This window comes from Rhodococcus sp. LMD (assembly GCF_056108245.1).
On record NZ_CM148557.1, the window covers coordinates 3,693,928 to 3,714,899 of the forward strand.

The window sequence follows — 20,972 nt, forward strand, 5'->3', positions numbered from 1 at the left end:
CAGCAAACGAAGCGCCCAGGTCAGAGCCCCCCACCGGTGATCTCGTCGGCCGCGGCGAGCACGGATCGGACCAGTTCGGCGAACCCGTCGGCACCCAGCGCGGGCAGGACGCCGGGGATGAGGGTGTTCAACACCACAGGCACGAGCGCCTCCGCGGTCAGCGCCCCGCCCGTCGCGGTGGCCGTCGCGGCCAGCTTCTGCGCGAACTCCCCGAAGGTGACGTCCCGGCCCTCGTGGCTGAGCGCCACCGCGTCGGGGGCGGCCTCGGCGGCGGCGGCGACCAGATCCGGCAGGTCCGCCACCGTCCGCGGCTTGCGCGGCGCGGCCAGCCGGGCCCGTTCGGCCTCGGTGAGGATGTCGATCGCCCGCAACCGGATCTGCGGATCCGACGTCACCGCCTCGAGGATGCGGGTGAACCGCTCGGCGAACAGCTCGACCGTCTCCCGGTCGAACAGCGCGGTCGCGTAGGTGAAGATCACCTCGAGGCCCCCGAGGCCGCCGCCGGGCGCGAACTGCTCGACGAAGGTGCACTGCAGGTCGAACTTCGCCTGGTGGGCGCCCACCTCGAGCGGGGTGACCGCCAGTCCGGGCAGTTCCAGCGTGCCGGTCTCGATGTTCTGGAACGTGAGCATCACCTGGAACAGCGGCGTGTACGAGCTCGACCGCCTGCGGCCGACGGCGTCGACGAGCCGCTCGAACGGCACGTCGGCGTTGCCGAACGCCGCGAGGTCCTTCTCCTTCGCCTGGGCGAGCAGATCGGCGAAGGTGTCCCCGCCGGCCACGCGGGTGCGCAGCACCAGCGTGTTGACGAACATGCCCACCAGGTCGTCGAGCACCTCCTCGGCGCGGCCGGCGGTCGGAGTTCCGACCGCGACGTCCTCGGCGGACGCCAGACGCGACAGGAGCACCGCGAGGGCGGCGTGCACGACCATGAACACCGTCGCGTTGTGCTCGCGGGCGGTCTTCTCGATGCGCTGCGCGAGCGCCTCCCCGATGGTGAACGTCACCGAGTCGCCCTCGGTGGACTGCCGCGCCGGCCGCGGCCGATCCGTCGGCAGCGCGAGCAGCTCGGGACTGCCGGTCAGCTCGTCGGTCCAGTACCCGAGCTGGCGGGACAGCTCGCTGTCGGGGTCGTCCGGGCTGCCGAGCACCCGCTGCTGCCACAGCGTGTAGTCGGCGTACTGGACCGGCAGCTCCGCCCAGCCGGGCATCTGCGCCTCGGCGCGGGCGGCGTAGGCGACCATCACGTCGCGCACGAGGGGCCGCATCGAGTAGCCGTCGGCGCTGATGTGGTGCGCCACCAGGGCGAGCACGTGCTCGTCGTCGGCGACGCGGAACAACCGTGCCCGCACCGGCGGGGTCGGTGCCGTCACGTCGAAGCCCGCACCGAGGACGTCGGTGAGCCGGTCGACGATCTCGTTCTCCGACACCGGCACCGGGGCCAGGTCCGGCAGCGCCTGCGCCGTCGGGAGCACCACCTGGACCGGGCCGTCCTCCGTGTCCGGGTACACCGTGCGCAGCACCTCGTGCCGGGCGATCACGTCGGCGACCGCCGAGCGCAGGGCCTCGGTGTCGAGGGAGCCGCGCAGCCGCACCGCGACGGGGATGTTGTAGACCCCGGACCCGGGATCCACCTGGTTGAGGGTCCACATCCGTTGCTGCGCGAGCGACAGCGGAATCCGGTCGGGCCTCGGCTGCGGTACCAGCGGTGGCCGGGCACCGCGGCCGACGGACGGCTGGATCCGGCCGGCCAGCGCCGCGACGGTCGACGCCTCGAACACGGTCCGCACCGACACCCGGGTGTCGAGCGCGACACCGAGCCGGGAGGCCAGCTGCGTCGCGAGCAGGGAGTTGCCGCCGAGTTCGAAGAAGTCGTCGTCGAGGCCGGCGCGTTCGATGCCGAGAACCTCGGCGAGGATCCGGGCGACGATCTCCTCCACCGGGGTGGTGGGGGCCCGGAACTGCCCGGTCTCGAACTCCGGCTCGGGCAGCGCCCGGCGGTCGAGCTTGCCGTTGGTGTTCAGCGGGAGCGCCTCGAGGACGACGAACGCCGACGGCACCATGTACGACGGAAGGGCCTGCGCCAGTGCCGTCTTCGTCTCGGCCGCATCGAATCCGGCAGCGTCCGCTCCGGCAGCGTCGGCTCCGACGGCCGGGACCACGTAGGCCACCAGCCGGTCGCCGACGTGCGGGTCGGTGCGCACGAGGACGGCGACGTCGCGCACCCCGTCGCGGGCGCGCAGCACCGATTCGATCTCCCCGAGTTCGATGCGGTAGCCGCGCACCTTGACCTGGAAGTCGGCGCGGTCGCGGTAGACCAGCTCGCCGTCACGGTTCCAGTGCACGATGTCGCCGGTGCGGTACATCCGGCCGCCGCCGAACGGGTCGGCGACGAACCGGTCGGCGGTCAGGTCGGGACGACCGTGGTAGCCGCGCGCCAGCTGCGCGCCGGCCAGGTACAGCTCGCCGGCCACCCCGATCGGCACCGGGCGCAGGCGCGCGTCGAGCACGTACACGCGGCTGTTCCACTCGGGCACACCGATCGGCACGACCGTGGTGTCGGCGTCGCTCGTCTCGTGCACGGTGACGGACACCGCGGCCTCGGTCGGCCCGTACAGGTTGAACAGGGCCGCCGCGTTGTCCGCCCGGAACTGCCGCGCGGTGGCCGCCGGCAGCGCCTCGCCGATGGCGAGCACGCGGCGCAGCGACGACGCGACCTCCCCACCCGCGGCGGTCGTGAGCATCGACAGCATCGACGGCACCGCGTGCAGGGTGGTGACGCGCTCGTCGCGCAGCAACCGCAGCAGGTAGTCGGGGTCGCGGTGCCCGTCGGCACTCGCGATCACCAGGCGCGCGCCGGAGGTGAGCGCGGACCAGAACTCCCACACGGACAGGTCGAACGTGGCGACGGTCTTGAGCAGCACCGCGTCGTCCGGTCCGAGCGCGAACGCGTCCCGCTTCCACAGCATCTGGTTGACGACGGCGGAGTGCGGAACCGCCACACCCTTGGGCCGGCCGGTCGATCCGGACGTGAAGATCACGTACGCGGTGTTCGCCGAACGTAGCGGCGCGCGGCGTTCGGCCCCGGTCACCGGCGTGTCCGGCAGACCGGAGAGGTCGACGCGGTCGAGTTCGACGACCGGCACGCCGGGCACGTCGATCCGGTCCGCCGCGACCGTGACCACGCACGTGGGCGCCGCGGTGTCGAGGATGTACGCGTTGCGCTCGGCCGGCTGGTCCGGGTCGAGGGGCACGTACGCGCCGCCGGCCTTGGCGATCGCGTACATGCCGACGACGAGTTCCGGCGTACGCCGCACGATCAGCGCGACCCGGTCCTCCGGCCCCACGCCCTGGGCGATCAGGTGCCGGGCGAGACGGTTGACGCGGGCGTCGAACTCGCCGTACGTGACGGCGGCACCCTCGTACACCAGTGCGACCGCGCCGGGGTCCCGGCGTACCTGCTCGTCGAACAGGTCGACGAGCGTTGCGGCCGCGCCGGTCTCGTGGGCGGTGTCGTTCCACGCCGCCAGGACGTCGTGCTCTTCGCGCGCGAGCAGCACGGGGTGCTCGCCCACCGGCACGTCCGGCGCCTGCACCAGTGCACGGAGCAACTGCCGGAAACGCTCGGCCACAGCACGCGCGGTGCACTCGTCGAACAGGTCGGTGGCGAAGGTCAGGATCGCGTCCATCCCGGCCGGGGCGCCCTGCTCGTCGTACCGGTCGCTGACGATCAGGTGCAGGTCGAACTGCGACGTGCCGCCCTCGAGGTCGATCGGGGCGACGGTCAGGCCCGCCAGTTCCAGTTCGGTGCGCTGCTGGTTCTGGAACGAGAAGCCCACCTGGAACAGCGGGTGCCGCGCGGTGGAGCGGGCCGGGTTGAGCACCTCCACGAGCCGCTCGAAGGGCACGTCCGCGTGTGCGAACGCCTGCAGGTCGGTTTCCCGTGCCGCCCCGAGCAGTTCGTCGAACGACCGGTTTCCGTCGACGGAGAGGCGGAAGACCAGCGTGTTGACGAACATGCCGATCAGGTTCTCGACGGCGGCCTCGCCGCGGCCCGCGATGGGCGTGCCCACCGCGATGTCGTCGGATCCGGACAGGCGCGCGAGCAGTGCCGCGAACGCGGCATGCATCGCCATGAACACGGTCGCGTTGCGGGCGCGCGCGAGGTCGCGCAACGCGGCGTGCACGTCCGCGTCCACGACGAACTCGACCCGGTCGCCGCGGAACGACTGCTGCACGGGCCGCGGCCGGTCCGTGGGCAGGTCCAGCTGATCCGGCAGATCGGCCAGCGCGGTCCGCCAGTGGTCGAGCTGGCGGGCGGCGAGCGACTCGGGATCGTCCTCGGATCCGAGCAGCTCCCGCTGCCACAGCGCGTAGTCCGCGTACTGCAGCTCGAGCGGTGCCCACGCCGGCTCGGTGCCGGCGGAACGGGCGGCGTACGCGGTCATCACGTCGCGCACCATCGGCACCATCGACGAGCCGTCCGCGGCGATGTGATGCACCACGGTGACCAGGACGTACTCGGTGGGTGCGAGACGCAGCAGCGCGATCCGCAGCGGGATCTCGCGGGTGACGTCGAAGCCGGTCGAGGCGAGTTCGCGCAGGCGCGGTTCCAGCTCGGCCGCCGGGACGTCGATCGGGTCGAGGTCGACCGGGACCGCGGTGGCGGGCCGGATATCCTGTACCGGACCGGAATTCGTCTCCGGGTACACGGTCCGCAGGGTCTCGTGGCGGGCCACCAGGTCGGCGACGGCGGCGCGCAGCGCGTCGACGTCGAGGTCGCCGGTCAGGCGCAGGGCCATCGGGATGTTGTACGCCGTCGACTCGGGGTCGAAGCGGTTGAGGAACCACATGCGCTGCTGCGCCGGCGACAGTGGGATGCGTTCGGGACGCGTGCGCGCGGTCAGCGGCACCCGGGCGCCGCCGGTGGCGTCCTGCTCGACCCGCGCCGCGAGCGCGGCGACGGTCGAGGCCTCGAACAGCGTCCGCACCGGGACCTGCGTGTCGAGCGCCGCCCCGAGCCGTGACACGACCTGCGTCGCGATCAGCGAGTTGCCGCCGAGCTCGAAGAAGTCGTCGTCCGCGCCCACCCGCTCGACGCCGAGCACCTCGGCGAACGTGCCCGCGACGATCTCCTCGACCGGCGTCGACGGCGCCCGGAAGACCCGGGTCTCGAACACCGGTTCCGGCAGCGCCCGGCGGTCGAGCTTGCCGTTGACGGTCAACGGGATCGCGTCGATCACCACGAACGCCGACGGCACCATGTACTCCGGCACCAGCGCACCCGCCCCGGCGCGCAGTTCCTCGACGTCGACGGTCGCGCCGTCGGCGGGCACCACGTACGCGACGATGCGCGCCGCGCCGGGGGCGTCCTCGCGCACGATCACCGCGGCCTGCCCGACCGTCGGCTGGGCCAGCACGGCCGACTCGACCTCGCCGAGCTCGATCCGGAAGCCGCGGATCTTGACCTGGTCGTCCGCGCGGCCGAGGTACTCGAGGTCCCCCGAGACCGCCCAGCGCGCGACATCGCCGGTGCGATACAGCAATCCACCGTCGGCGGAGAACGGGTCGGCCACGAACCGGGCCGCGGACAGGTCCGGGCGGCCCAGGTAGCCGCGGGCCAGCTGGCCGCCGCCGACGTACATCTCACCGGCCACGCCCACCGGAACCGGGTTGAGGCGGGTGTCGAGGACGTAGACCCGCAGGCCCGCGATCGGCACGCCCACGATGCTCGCGGAACCGGCCTCGGCCAGCTCCGCACCGATCTCCCGGTACGACACGTGCACCGTGGTCTCGGTGATGCCGTACATGTTCACCAGCCGCGGGGAGGTGTCCCCGTGCCGGGTGAACCAGCCCGCCAGCCGGCGCGGCTCGAGGGCCTCACCGCCGAAGATCACGTACCGCAGAGCGAGGTCGCCCTCCGTGCCACCGGCCGTGCGGTCGGCCTCGGCGAGCTGGTAGAACGCCGACGGTGTCTGATTGAGCACCGTCACCCGTTCGCGCACGAGCAACTCGCGGAACGCCTCGGGCGAGCGCGAGGTGAACCAGTCCACGACCACCAGGGTGCCGCCGTACAGCAGGGGGCCCCACAGTTCCCACACCGAGAAGTCGAACGCGTACGAGTGGAACATCGTCCACACATCCGACGGGCCGAACCCGTAGACCGACTCGGTGTTCACCATGAGCCGCACCACGTTCCGGTGCGGGATCAGCACGCCCTTCGGCCGGCCCGTGGACCCCGAGGTGTAGATGACGTACGCGAGGTTCGCGGCGCCCAGCGGCGCGGTGCGCTCCTCGTCGCGGATCGGCGCGTCGTCCGTCCCCGAGAGGTCGACGGTGTCGAGCTCGACCACCGGCACCGCGGTGGGCACCTCGATCCCGGTGCCGGAGGCGGTGAGCACCGCGGCCGGTGCGGCGTCGCTGAGCATGAACTCGATCCGGTCGGCCGGGTAGTTCGGGTCCACCGGCAGATACCCGCCGCCGGCCTCGAGCACCGCGACGAGGGCGACCACCAGATCCAGCGACCGCGGCAGCGCGACCGCCACGAGCGACTCGGGGCCCACGCCCACCGAGATCAGATGCCGGGCCAGTCGCCGCGCCCGGGACGCGAACTCCGCGTAGGTCAGTGCCTCGTCGCCGAACCGCACCGCGGTGTCGCCGGGTGCGGCGGCGACCCGCGCCTCGAACATGTCCACCAGCGTCACGTCCGCCGGGGCGACGTCGTCGCCGAGCGAGTTCCACCGGGAGACCACGAGTTCACGTTCGAACTCGTCGACGATCTCGATGTCGCCGACCGCCACCGACGGATCCGCCGCCACGGCCCGCAGGATCCGCAGCAGCTGCTCGGCGAAGGCGGCGACGCGCAGCTCGTCGAACAGGTCGGTGGCGTAGGTGACGGCGGCGGCGATGCCGGCCGCCGAACCGTCCTCGGCCACCTGCTCCGAGAAGGTGAACTGCAGGTCGAATTTCGCCGTGGGCGGGTCGTAGTCGAGAGCCTCGAGCGCGAGACCGTCGAGTTCGAACTCGGCCTGCCCGATGTTCTGGAAGGTCAGCACCACCTGGAACAGCGGGTGCCGAGCCTGGGAGCGCTCCGGGTCGAGAATCTCCACCAGCCGTTCGAACGGCACGTCCGCGTGGGCGAACGCGTCGAGGTCGCTCTCGCGCACCGCGCTGAGCAGTTCCGCGAAGGACTGCGCGCCCTGCACGTCCGTGCGCAGGACGAGGGTGTTGACGAACATGCCGACCAGGTCGTCGAGGGCGGCCTCGCCGCGGCCGGCGACCGGGGTGCCGATCGCGATGTCCTCGGTGGCGGACAACCGGGCCAGCAGCACCGCGAGCGCCGCGTGCACGACCATGAACAGCGACGTGTTCTTCTCGTGCGCAAGGTTCTGCAGACGTTCGTGGAGCGCCTCGTCGACGTGGAAGCGGCTGGTGCGGCCGTGTCCGGAGGCCCGCTCGGGACGGGCCCGATCGGACGGCAGGTCCAGCTGGTCGGGCAGCCCGGCGAGCGTGCGCTTCCAGAATTGCACCTGTTCGGCGGCCACGGATCCCGGCTCGTCCTCGGAGCCGAGCACGTCGCGTTGCCACAGGGCGTAGTCCGCGTACTGGATCTCGAGCGGTGCCCAGCCGGGCAGCTCGCCGCGGGTGCGGGCCGCGTAGGCGACCATCACGTCGCGGGCGAGCGGACGCAGGGAGAACCCGTCCGTGGCGATGTGATGGGCGACGAACAGCAGCACGTGCTCGGTTCGGCTCAGCTCGAAGACCACCGCACGGAAGGGCACCTCGGTGGTGACGTCGAACCCGCGCGTGACGAGTTCGCGGGCACGGTCCGGCAGGGCCTGCGCGTCGATCTGCTCGACCTCGAGCCGCACCGGGGATTCCGGCAGGATCTGCTGGTAGCCGGTGCCGTCCACGTCGGGGTAGACGGTGCGCAGCACCTCGTGGCGCTCGGTCAGGTCCCGGATCGCCCCGCGCAGGGCGGGCACGTCGAGGGCGCCGGTGAAACGCACGCCGATCGGGACGTTGTTCACCGCCGACCCGGGGTCGAATCGGTTGAGGAACCACATGCGCTGCTGCGCCGGCGACAGTGGGATGCGCTCGGGCCGCTCGTACGGGGCCAGCGGGGTGCGGCGACCCGCGCCGGCCTCCTGCTCGGCCCGCACCGCGAGAGCCTCGACGGTCGGGGCGTCGAACAGTGCCCGCACCGGGATCGACGCGTCGAGCGCGTCGCTGAGGCGGGCCGCGACCTGCGTCGCGACGAGGGAGTTGCCGCCGAGATCGAAGAAGTCGTCGTCGCGGCCGACCCGCGGCACACCCAGTACCTGGGCGAAGACGCCCGCGACGATCTCCTCGACCGGGGTCCGCGGCGCGGTGAAGGTGCGTGCTTCGAAGGTCGGGGCCGGCAGAGCGCGCCGGTCGATCTTGCCGCTGGCGTTCAGCGGGAACGCCTCCAGGGCGACGAAGGCCGACGGCACCATGTAGGACGGCAGCGTGGTGGCCAGCGCGTCCTTCGCCCGGGCGGGGTCGAACGCGACGCCCGGCTCGGGAACGACGTAGCCGACCAGTTGCGATCCGAAGCGCGGGTCCTCGCGCACCACGGCGACGGCCTGGCGCACCTCGTCGAGGGCGGTCAGCTGCGACTCGACCTCGCCGAGTTCGATACGCAGGCCGCGCAACTTGACCTGCAGGTCCGTGCGGCCCAGGTAGTCGAGCTCGCCCGCGGCGGTCCACCGCACCAGGTCGCCGGTGCGGTACATCCGCTCGCCGCTGGCCCAGGGGTCGGCGACGAATCGCTCGGCCGTCAGATCCGGGCGGCCGTGATAGCCCCGCGCCAGCTGGGGACCGGTGAGGTAGAGCTCGCCGGCGACGCCGAGCGGCACGGGGTGCAGCCGTTCGTCGAGCACGAGCGCGCCGGTGTTCCAGACCGGGGTACCGATCGGGACCGTTGCGGTGTCGCCGGGTCCGGCCGTCCGGTGGACGGTCTGGATCGTCGTCTCGGTCGGGCCGTACAGGTTGTGGACGGGTGCATCGCTCAGTGCGTGCAGCCGGGCGACGGTGTCGGCCGGGAGGCTCTCGCCGCCGCAGAAGACCTGGGTCAGGGACGCGGCGGTCGCCCGGTCGAGGTGTTCGAGCACGGCGTCGAGGACGGCGGGCACGAACTGGGCCAGGGAGACGGCGTGCCGGGCGATCGCTGCCGCCATCGCGGCGGGGTCGCGGTGCAGGTCGGGTGCGCCGACCACGATCCGGGCGCCCACGAGCGGCGGCAGGAAGATCTCCCAGACCGAGGCGTCGAAGGTGGCGGGGGTCTTGAGCAGCAGGACGTCGCCGGCGCCCGGGCCGAACTGGTCCTGCATCCACAGCAGCTGGTTGACCACGGCGGCGTGCGGCACGGCCACACCCTTCGGCCGGCCGGTGGAGCCGGACGTGTAGAGCACGTACGCAAGATGATCCGGGCGCAGCGGTGCGAGCCGGTCGGCGTCGGTCAGGGGCGCGTCGCCGTACGGTGCGGTGTCGGCCTCGTCGAGCGCCACGATCGGCACCGTGCCCGCGCCCGGCAGACGGTCAGATCCGGTGCGAGCGAGAACCATTACGGGCGAAGCGGATTCGAGGACGTACGCGATCCGGTCGGCCGGCTGGTCCGGGTCGAGCGGGACGTAGGCGGCCCCCGCGGCCAGGACGGCGTGGATCGCCACGAGCATCTCCGTGGAGCGGCTCGCGGCCACCGCGACGACGGTGTCCGGTCCCGCGCCGTGCGCGACGAGATACCGCGCCAGGGCGTTGACACGGGAGCCGAACCCGCGGTACGTCCACGTCGACTCGGCCGACTCCACAGCCACGGCGTCGGGCGTGCAGGCCGCCTGCCGGGCGAGGAGATCGACCAGGGTGGCGTCGGAATCGAGCGCTCGACGGGGGCCGTGCGAAAGCTGCTCGACCGCACCGAGTTCCGCCCCCGGCAGCATCGGCAGGTCGCCGACCGGCACGTCGGGTCGTTCGGTCACCAGCCGCAGCAGCCGGACGAACCGGTCGCCCACGGCGGCGATCGTCGAGGCGTCGAACAGGTCGGTGGCGTAGGAGATCTCGACGGCGAGAGCACCCGCGTCGGTGCCGGCCGCCTGACCCTCGAGGATCGTGACCATGAGGTCGAACTTCGCCACGCCGCCGTCGAGCGGCAGTTGCGCCACCGACAGTCCCGGTAGTTCCAGGGCCACGTCGCCGATGTTCTGGAACGCCAGCATGACCTGGAACAACGGGGTCCGGGCCTGAGTGCGTTCCGGCGCGAGCACGTCCACCAGGCGCTCGAACGGCACCTCGGCGTGCGCGAACGCCCCGAGGTCGACTTCGCGCACCCGGGCGAGCAGTTCGGCGAAGGTGTCGGCAGTGTCCACCTCGGTGCGCAGCACCAGGGTGTTGACGAACATGCCGATCAGGTTGTCGAGCGAGCGTTCCCCCCGGCCGGCCACCGGGGTGCCGACGGCGATGTCCCGGGAGGTGCCGAGACGGGCCAGCAGCAGCGCCAGGGCGGCGTGAACCACCATGAACACCGTCGCGCGCTGTTCGCCGGCGAGCCGGCCGAGCGCAGCGTGCAGCGACTCGTCGAGTGTGAGCCTGTGTGTCGCACCACGATTCGTCGCCACCGCGGGCCGTGGACGGTCGGTCGGCAGGTCGAGGCCGTCCGGCAGGCCGTCGAGCGTCTGCTTCCAGTATTCGAGCTGACGGGTGACGAGCGAGTCCGGATCGTCCTCGGAGCCGAGCACGTCGCGCTGCCACAGGGTGTAGTCGGCGTACTGGATCTCGAGCGGCTCCCAGGCGGGTTCGTTGCCGAGCGACCGGGCCGCGTAGGCGACCATGATGTCGCGGGTGAGGGGACCCATCGAGAAGCCGTCGCCGGCGATGTGGTGCATGACCGCGACGAGCACGTGCTCCTCGGGGCTCAGGCACAGCAACCGCACGACGATCGGGACGTCGGTGGACACGTCGAAGTGCGTGGCCGCCAGCGTCCGCAGTTCGTCGGGCAGCTGCGCCGGGTCGATGCGCACGGCCTCGAGCGGGACGCGGGCCTCGGAGGGCGCGAGCACCTTCTGGTAGCCGTACCCGTCGAGGTCGGGGTAGACGGTGCGCAGGGATTCGTGGCGGGCGAGGACGTCGCACACCGCTTCCTCGAGCGCCGGGACGTCGAGCCGGCCGGACATGCGGACGGCCACGGGAATGTTGTTCGCCGTCGAATCGGGATCGAACCGGTTGAGGAACCACATGCGCTGCTGGGCGAGCGACAGCGGCACCCGCTCGGGCCGGGGTTGCGGAACCAGCGGGGCACGTCGCGCCGGACCGTCGTGACCGTCGATCCGGGCGGCCAACGCCTCGACGGTCGAATTCTCGAACAGCACCCGCAGCGGCACCGACGCGTCGAGCGCCGCCCCGATCCGCGAGACCACCTGCGTGGCGATCAGCGAGTTGCCGCCGAGCGCGAAGAAGTCGTCGTCGAGACCGACCCGCTCGAGACCGAGCACCTCGGCGAACACACTCGCCACGATCTCCTCCACCGGAGTCGTCGCGGCACGAAACGCCTTGACCTCGAACACCGGCTCCGGCAACGCCTTCCGGTCCAGCTTGCCCGACGCGTTCAGCGGCAACTCCGCGAGCACCACGAACGCCGACGGCACCATGTACGACGGCAGCACGTGCCCCACCGCCGACCGGGCCTCGTCCTCGTCGAACACGGCACCGGCGGTCGTGACCACGTACGCCACCAGCTGCTCGGCGCGGACCAGCACGACCGCCTGCGCCACCGCAGGAACCTCCAGCAGCGCCGCCTCGATCTCGCCGAGTTCGATGCGCAGACCACGCAGCTTGACCTGGAAGTCCGTGCGGCCCAGGTACTCGAGCTCCCCACCGGCGGTCCACGTCACCAGATCACCGGTGCGGTACAACCGCTCCCCCGCCGCCCCGAACGGGTTCGCCACGAACCGATCCGCGGTCAGATCCGACCGGCCGACGTACCCGCGCGCGAGCTGCACACCCGCCAGATACAACTCACCCGGCACCCCCACCGGCACCGGATGCAACCGCCCGTCGAGCACGAACACACCCGTGTTCCACACCGGCGCACCGATCGGCACCGACACCACATCCGCGTCGGTCACCTCGTGGAAAGTCACATCCACCGCGGCCTCGGTCGGCCCGTACAGGTTGTGCACAACCACCGCCGGCAGCACCGACCGCACCCGGGCGGCGACCGCGGCGGCGAGGGCCTCACCGGACGCGAACACGTACCGCAGCGACGAGATCCCGCCGACCGCGGACTCGGCGACGAACACGGCGAGCATCGACGGCACGAAGTGCGCGACGGTCACCGACTCGGCGCGCATGACCGCCGCGAGATACCCCGGGTCGCGGTGCCCGTCCGGGGCCGCGACCACCAACCGCGCCCCCACCTGCAACGGCCAGAAGAACTCCCACACCGACACATCGAACGTGAACGGCGTCTTCTGCAACACCACATCCGCGCCGGTCAGCCCGTACCGCCCCTGCATCCACACCAGACGATTGACGATCGCCGCATGCGAGACCGCCACCCCCTTCGGCCGCCCCGTCGACCCCGACGTGAAGATCACATACGCCGTGTTCGACCCCCGCAGCGGCGCCCGCCGCTCCGCATCGGACACCGGCGCACCCGAGTACCCCGACACATCCAACTCGTCGAGCACCAGAGTGCGGACAGAGCTCTCCCCCGGCACCACGAACCCGTCCCGCGTCGTGGTCAACACCACCACCGGCGCCGCCACCTCGAGGATGTACCCGTTGCGCTCGGCCGGCTGATCCGGATCCAGCGGCACATACCCGCCCCCGGCCTCCACCACCGCATACATCCCCACCAGCAGATCGATCGACCGGCGCATCGCCAACCCCACCAGCGACTCCGGCCCCACCCCCACCGACACCAGATGCCGCGCCAACCGCCGCACCCGCCCGGCGAACTCCCCGTACGTCAGCGACACACCGTCGAACGTCACCGCCGGCGCCTGCGGCGACCGCCGCACCTGCTCCTCGAACAACCCCACCAACGTCACCGCCGGCACCGCATGCCCCGTGTCGTTCCACACCTCGAGCACCCGCGACCGCTCCCCCGGCTCGAGGATCTCCAGATCCCCCACCGCCACCGACGGATCGGCCACCACCTCCTCGAGCACCCGCACGAACCGCGCCGCGAACCCCGCCACCGTCGACGCATCGAACAGATCCGTCGCATAGGTGATCTCGGCGACGAGCCCGTCGGCTCCGCCGTCGTCGTCCGTGGACTCGGACAGCGTCAGCTGCAGGTCGAACTTGGCCACCGAGGTGTCGATGGCTTGTGTCTCCAGGACGAGCCGGGGCAGCTCCACGTGGGTCGACCCGAGATTCTGGAAGGCCAGCATGACCTGGAACAGCGGGTGCCGCGCCGTCGACCGGGCGGGATTGAGCACCTCCACCAGCCGCTCGAACGGCACGTCCGCGTGCGCGAACGCACCGAGCGCGGCCTCCCGGGCGCGGGCGAGCTGCTCGGTGAACGGCTGGTCCGGGTCCACCTGGGTCCGCAGCACCAGGGTGTTGACGAACATGCCGACCACGTTGTCGAGTTCCTGCTCGCCGCGACCGGCCACCGGGGTGCCGACGGCGATGTCGTCGGTCCCCGACAACCGCGCCAGCAGCACCGACAGCGCCGCGTGCACCACCATGAACAGCGTGGTGCCGTGCCGGCGCGCGACGTCGTCGAGCGCGGAATGGACCTCGGCGGACACGACGAACCGCTCGGTGCCGCCGCGGAACGACTGCCGTGCCGGCCGCGGCCGGTCCGACGGCAGGTCGAGCTGGTCGGGCAGCCCGGCGAGGGTGGTGCGCCAGTAGGCGAGCTGGTCGGCGATCAGCGACTCCGGGTCGCTCTCGGAGCCGAGAAGTTCGTGCTGCCACAGTGTGTAGTCCGCGTACTGCACCGGCAGCGGCGGCCACGCGGGACGCTCCCACTCGATGCGCGCGGCGTAGGCGGCCATGACGTCACGTGCGACCGGTCCCATCGACCAGCCGTCGGCGGAGATGTGGTGCATGACGATCGCCAGCACGTGCTCGGTCGGGTCGATCTCGAACAGGTGGGCCCGCACGGGCACCTCGCGGGTCACGTCGAACCCGGTGGACGCGAGCGCCGAGATCTCCTGCTGCAGGTTCTCTTCCGTGATCGACGTCGGCGTCAGGTTGGGCACCGCCGTGGCAGCGTCCGTGACGACCTGCATCGGCCCGTCGGGCCCCTCGGGGTAGACGGTTCGGAGCGACTCGTGCCGGTCGATGACGTCCATGATGGCGACCTGCAGCGCGGTGATGTCGAGTTCACCGGACAGTCGCAGCGCGAAGGGCAGGTTGTAGGTGGCCGATTCGGGCTCGAACCGGTTCAGGAACCACATGCGCTGTTGGGCCAGGGACAGCGGGATCCGGTCGGGGCGCGGCTGGGCCACGAGCGGGATGCGGCGGCCGGCGCCGGCACGGTGTTCGACCCGCGCGGCCAGCGCGACGACGGTCGACGCCTCGAACAGCAGACGCACGGGCACCTGGGTGTCGAGGGCCGCACCGAGCCTGGACACGAGCTGGGTCGCGACGAGCGAGTTGCCACCGAGCTCGAAGAAGTCGTCGTCCAGCCCGACCCGGTCGATGCCGAGGACGCTCTCGAATGTGCCCGCGACGATCTCCTCGATCGGCGTGGTGGGGGCGCGGAAGGCCCGCGCCTCGAACACCGGCTCGGGCAGTGCCTTGCGGTCCACCTTGCCGTTCGGGGTGAGGGGGACGGCGTCGAGGACGACGCAGACCGAGGGAACCATGTAGGACGGCAGGAATCCGGCGACGTACCCGGTGAGCTCCTCGCTGTCGAGTCCCGCCTCGCCGTGGACGTAGGTGACCAGAGTGGTCTGCCCCGAGGGCATTTCGTGCCCGATCGTGGTGGCGAAGTCGACGGCGGGGTGCGAGAGGTAGGCGGCGTCGATCTCCCCCAGTTCGATACGGTAGCCGCGGACCTTGACCTGGAAGTCGGTCCGCCCGGCGTACACCAGCCGGCCCTCGTCGTCCCACCGTACGACGTCGCCGGTGCGGTACATGCGCTCGCCCGGCGCGCCGAACGGGGAGGCGACGAAACGGTCCGCCGTCAGTGCGGGCCGCCGGTGGTAGCCACGCGCGAGCGCGTCCCCGGTCAGGTACAGCTCCCCGGACACGCCGACCGGAACGGGGTGCAGCCGCGCGTCGAGCACGAGGGCACCGACCCCGGCCACGGGGGTGCCGATGGTGATGGGCTCGCCCGGGTGCAGTTCGCCGCGGGTGGTGACGATCGTGGTTTCGGTCGGGCCGTACGCGTTGAAGTAGCGGCGGCCGGGCGACCAGCGGGCGACCAGATCGGCGGTGGAGACGTCGCCGCCGACGTTGAGGACGCGCAGCGTGTCGAGATCGCGGGGGTCGACCGATCCGAGCACGGCGGGGGTGATGACGGCATGGGTCACCCCGTACGTCTCGATCAGGTCGTGCAGTTCGGTGCCACCCAGCACGTTCGCGGGTGTCACGACGAGTTCGGCGCCGGAGGAGCCGGCCATCAGCCACTCGAGCACCGACGGGTCGAAGCTGGGCGCGCACACGTGCAACACCCGTGACCGCTCGGTGACGCCGTACAGTTCGACGCTCTCCTGCACGAGCGCGGCGAGCCCGTGGTGGGTCACGGCGACGCCCTTCGGCAGGCCCGTCGACCCCGAGGTGTAGATCATGTACGCGACGTGGTCGAGGCGCAGCGGCGCGAGCCGGTCGGCGTCGCCGAGCGGCGCGGCCGAGGCCCGTTCGATCGCCGCGCGGGTCTCGTCGGCATCGAGGGCGTTCCAGTCGAAGTCCGCCGGCAGCTCCGGCAGGTGCGCGGCGGTGGTCAGACCGAGGACGGCGCCGGAGTCCCGGACGATGTGCCGGATGCGTTCGACCGGGTGGGCGGGATCGATCGGCACGTACGCGGCGCCGGTCTTGGCGACGGCCCACACGCAGTGCACCATCTCCGCGGAGCGCGGGAAGGCCAGGGCCACAATCGTCTCGGGTCCGACACCGCTGTCGACGAGGACGCGGGCGAGGCGGTTGGACCACTCGTCGAGCTCCCGGTACGTCAGGGCCGACTCGCCGCATCGGACGGCGATCGTATCGGGCGCGAGATCCACTCCGGCCGTGAGCAGTTCGACGAGCGGTCGCTCCGCACGATGGAGTTCGGGGCCGCGGACCGAGACGAGCCGGGCCTCCTCCTCGGGCGCGAGGAGGTCGATGTCACCGACGGGCGTGGCCGCATCGGCGACGATCGCTTCGAGGATCCGCACGAAACGCTGCCCGAAGACGTCGACGGTGTCGGCGTCGAACAGGTCGGTCGCGTACTCGAACACGGCATTGACGCCGGCCGGGCGCCCCTCGTCGTCGGTCCGCTCGACGAGCCACAGCTGCAGGTCGAACTTCGCGATCGGCACGTCGAACTCGGCCGCGGTGGCGCGCACCCCGGAGAACGAAATGTCGCGCGTTCCAGAAGATTCCACCGCCAGCGCAGCCTGGAACAACGGGTGCCGAGCCGTGGACCGGGGCGGCTTGAGGATCTCCACGAGCCGCTCGAACGGGACGTCCGCATTGGAGAAGGCGCTCAGATCGGAGTCGCGGACCCGGTCGAGGAGTTCCTCGAAGCGCGCACCCGGATCGACCCGGGTACGCAGCACCAGCGTGTTGACGAACATGCCGATCAGGTCGTCGAGCAGACGATCACCACGGCCGGCGACGACACTGCCGACGGCGATGTCGTCGGATCCGCTCAGTCTCGACAGGAGGACGGCGTACGCGGAGTGCATCACCATGAACAGCGACGCGTGGTGCGAGCGGGCGACCTCGACGAGACCACGGTGAGTCTCGGCCGAGATCACGAACCGGCGCTTGTCGCCGCGGTAGGTGGCGACCGCCGGGCGGGGACGATCCGCGGGCAGGTCGAGCTGATCCGGGATGCCGTCGAGTTCCCGAGTCCAGTAGGCGATCTGCTGCGCGGAGATCGAGTTCGGGTCGGATTCGAGACCGAGCACGTCGCGCTGCCACAGCGCGTAGTCGGCGTACTGCACCGGGAGCGCGGACCAGCCGGGTTCGGAGCCGGCCGCCCGCGCCGCGTATGCGGCAACGATGTCGCGCACGAGCGGATCGAAGGACGACCCGTCGGCGGCGATGTGGTGCAACACCATCGCCAGGACGAACTCGTCGTCCGCCAGCCGGTACAGCGCGATCCGGAACGGCACGTCGACGGCGACGTCGAACCCGCGCTGTGCCAGGGCCACGACCCGGTCGTGCAGCTCGGACGCGGTGATGTCGAGCACGGGGACCCGGCTGTCGACGTGTTCGACCGGCAGGATCACCTGTTGCGGTTCCCCGTCGACGGCCGGGTAGACGGTCCGCAGCGTCTCGTGCCGGGAGACGACGTCGCCGAAGGCGGCGTCGAGGGCGGCCGGATCGAGCGGACCGGTCAGCCGCACCGTGAAGGGCAGGTTGTAGGCGGCGGTGCCGGCGTCGAATCGGTTGAGAAACCAGATCCGCTGCTGCGCCGTCGAGAGGGGCAGCACGTCCGGCCGCGGGCCCGCGACGAGCGGCCGGCGGGCACCCGATCCGGACTGTCGTGCCACCCGGGCCGCGAGGCCCACGACGGTGGACGACTCGAACAGCACCCGCACCGGAACCTGGGTGTCCATGGCGGAGCCGATCCGGGACACGAGCTGGGTGGCGACGAGCGAGTTGCCGCCGAGTTCGAAGAAATCGTCGTCGAGGCCGACCTCGGCGACTCCCAGGACCTCGGAGAACGTCTCGGCCACGACCCGTTCGGCGGCGGTGCGCGGCGCCCGGAACATGCGGGCGCTGTTGAACACCGGCTCGGGCAGGGCCTTGCGGTCGAGCTTGCCGCTGGTGTTGAGCGGGAACGCGTCGAGCACCATCAGCGACGCCGGAACCATGTACGACGGCAGCGCCCGGCCCAGCGCCTCGGTCAGCGCCTCGGTGTCGATCGCGTGGCCGGGGGCGGCGACGAGGTAGCCGACGAGCTGGTCGCCGGTCGCCGTCGGCACCACGAGCACGACGGCCTGCGAGACCTCCGGGGCGGCGAGCAGGACCGCCTCGATCTCGCCCAGCTCGATGCGCTGACCCCGGAACTTGACCTGGAAGTCGGTCCGGCCGATGTAGTCGAGGTATCCGGCACCGTCCGCGCCGAGGCACCACAACACGAGGTCGCCGGTGCGGTACATCCGGTCGCCCGGGGCACCGAACGGATCGGCGAGGAACCGGTCGGCGGTGAGGTCGGGGCGGCGCAGGTAGCCGCGCGCGAGCTGGACCCCGGCGAGGTACAGTTCGCCGGGCCTGCCGGGCGGCACGGGCCGCAGCCGGTGGTCGAGGACGTAGACGCGGCTGTTCCACTGGGGGACGCCGATCGGGACGGTGGTCACGTCCTCGGCCGTGGCGCGATGGTAGGTGATCGAGACCGCGGCCTCGGTGGGTCCGTAGAGGTTGTGCAGCTGCGCGGGGCACAGCTGGGCGAACGCGGCCGCCGTCTCGGCCGGCAGCGCCTCACCGATCACGAACACGTGACGCAGCGTGTCGCACGAGCCGGGCCGGGCATTGGCGACGAACACCGTGAGCATCGACGGCACGAAGTCGGTGACGGTGACCCCGTGTTCGGCGATCCGGTCGGCCACGTACATCGGGTCGCGGTGGCCGTCGGGGGTGGCGATCACCAGGGTCGCCCCCACACGCAGTGGCATGAAGAAGCCCCACAGCGACACGTCGAACGTCGTCGCGGTCTTCTGCAGGTACACGTCGGACGCCGACAGCGCGTACTGGTCGTTCATCCACCGGATCTGGTTGTCGATCGCCCGGTGCGTGACCGCGACACCCTTGGGACGCCCGGTGGAGCCCGAGGTGAAGATGACGTAGGCGGTGCTGTCGAGGCGTACCGGCCCGAGCCGGTCGGCGTCGGTGAGCGGGCGCGTGTCCAGGCCGGTGAGATCGATGCGGTCGATCTCGACCACATCGAGGCCGGCGGGCAGATCCACCTGGTCACGCGCGGTCGTGACCACGCAGACGGGCCGGGCGGTGTCGAGAATGTAGGCGGTCCGGTCCGCGGGGTGATCCGGGTCGATCGGCACCCAGGCGCCGCCGGCCTCGAGGATCGCGTACATGCCGACGAGCAGTTCGAGCGAACGCCGCACCGACAGTCCGACCAGGGACTCCGGTCCGACGCCGCGCGCCACGAGCAGCCGCGCGAGCGCGTTCACGCGGGCGTCGAATTCCGCGTACGTCAGGCTTTCGCCCTCGTACACGAGGGCCGTGGCGTCGGGTGTGCGTGCCACCTGCTCCTCGAACTCCGCGAGCAGCGTGCGGTGGTCGACGGGGTGCTCGGTGCGATTCCACTCGGTGAGCACCCGGGCGGTCTCGGCGCCGGTTCCGAGGGGCAGGTCCCATACCCGCCGATCGGGATCGGCCGCGACGAATCGGTCGAAGAACTCCACGAACCGGGCGTGGTGCGCCCGGGACTCCTGCACGCCGTACAGGTTGGGGTTGGACTCGAAGTCGATGTGGGTGCGCGTGCCACCGCTCTTGTAGACGTTGACCCCGAGGTCCTCGATGAGACCGGTGGACAGGATGTTGATCCGTCCGACCATGTCGCCGAGGCGGACCTCGTTGTCGAACAGCATGATGTTGACCCACGGGCCGAAGAACGTCGAGCGGCCGCCGGCCGCACTCCCGGCGTCGCGGACGATGTCCTCGTGGCGGTACCGCTGGTGCCGCAGCGCTCCCGAGACGGCGGCGGTGGCCGACGCGACGAGCTGTCGCACGGTGGTGCCGGCGGCCACCTCGAGGCGCAACGGCACCACGTTGGAGACCATGCTGCCGGACCGGCGCAGTACCGCGGTGGTCCGCGCGGCGACGGGCAGGCTGAGCACGACGTCGGTGCGGCCGGTCATCTGGGCCATGTAGGCGGCGAAGGCGGCGATCACCGCGGTGGCGAGGCTGGTGTTCTCGCGTTCGGTGAAATGGTCGACGAGCTCCTCGACGCGGGCGCCGAGCGCGGCGCTGTCGATCCGGCTGACGGGGGCCGGCGGTGCGGGGCGGCCGGCCAGGCTGGTGGGTTCGTCGATGCCGTCGACGATCGTCGACCAGTACTCGCGGTCGGTGTCGAACCGCGGTGAGTTCCGGTACGCGATCTCGGCCTCGTACACGGTGCGCACGTCCGACGCCTTGTTGGGGCTGGGTTCGGCGCCCTCCACGGCGGCGGTGTAGAGCTCCGCGATCCGGGTCATGAAGGTCGCGGCGCCGAAACCGTCGAGCGCGAGGTGGTGGACGCGGTTGTACCAGAAGTAGCGGCGCTCGCCGATCTGCAGGACGGTGGCCGAGATCAGCCGGTCCTTGAGCACGTCGACCGGGGTGCTGCGGTCGGCGCGCATCCACTCCATCGCGGCCTCGCGCGGATCGTCCGCGTCCCGCAGGTCCACGTATCCGATGGAGGCGTCGAGGGTCGGATCGACGAGCTGGTACGGCTGCGCGTCGACCTCGAGGAACCGGAGGAAACCGGAGCCCATCTCGAGCGCGGCACGCGCGCTGGCCTCGAGCAGGAGGCCACGGTCGAGGTCGCCGACGAGCTCGACGTATTGGGCGATGTTCGCGGGCACCGACGGGTCGACGTGTTGCGCGAACCACATCCCGAGCTGTGCCGGAGAGAGGGGGAAGGCACCGTCCGGCACGTTCGCCGCGTTCGTGTTCGTCGCACCCGATCCGCCGACACCCAGCGAGTCCAAACCCCAACCTCTCTCTCACCGTCGGACGCAGGCCCGACCGTCGCGCCCGGTGACCCGGGCGAGCACCGTGCTCAGGTATATCTGCTGTTCAGGGGAGGAGCGTTACACGGCGGACAACGGCGCGAACGCCGCGAG

The 20,972-nt window shown here is 71.6% G+C and carries 1 protein-coding gene; it reads right to left on the reverse strand.

Translation table 11 applies throughout. The features are described 5' to 3' along the window. Nucleotides 1-20 precede the first annotated feature (20 nt). The gene (locus ACWPQI_RS16850; RefSeq protein ID WP_474738402.1) at nucleotides 21-20,837 is read right to left on the reverse strand and encodes a non-ribosomal peptide synthase/polyketide synthase; all 20,817 of its coding nucleotides are present in this window, start codon (nucleotides 20,835-20,837) and stop codon (nucleotides 21-23) included. Nucleotides 20,838-20,972: the final 135 nt, after the last annotated feature.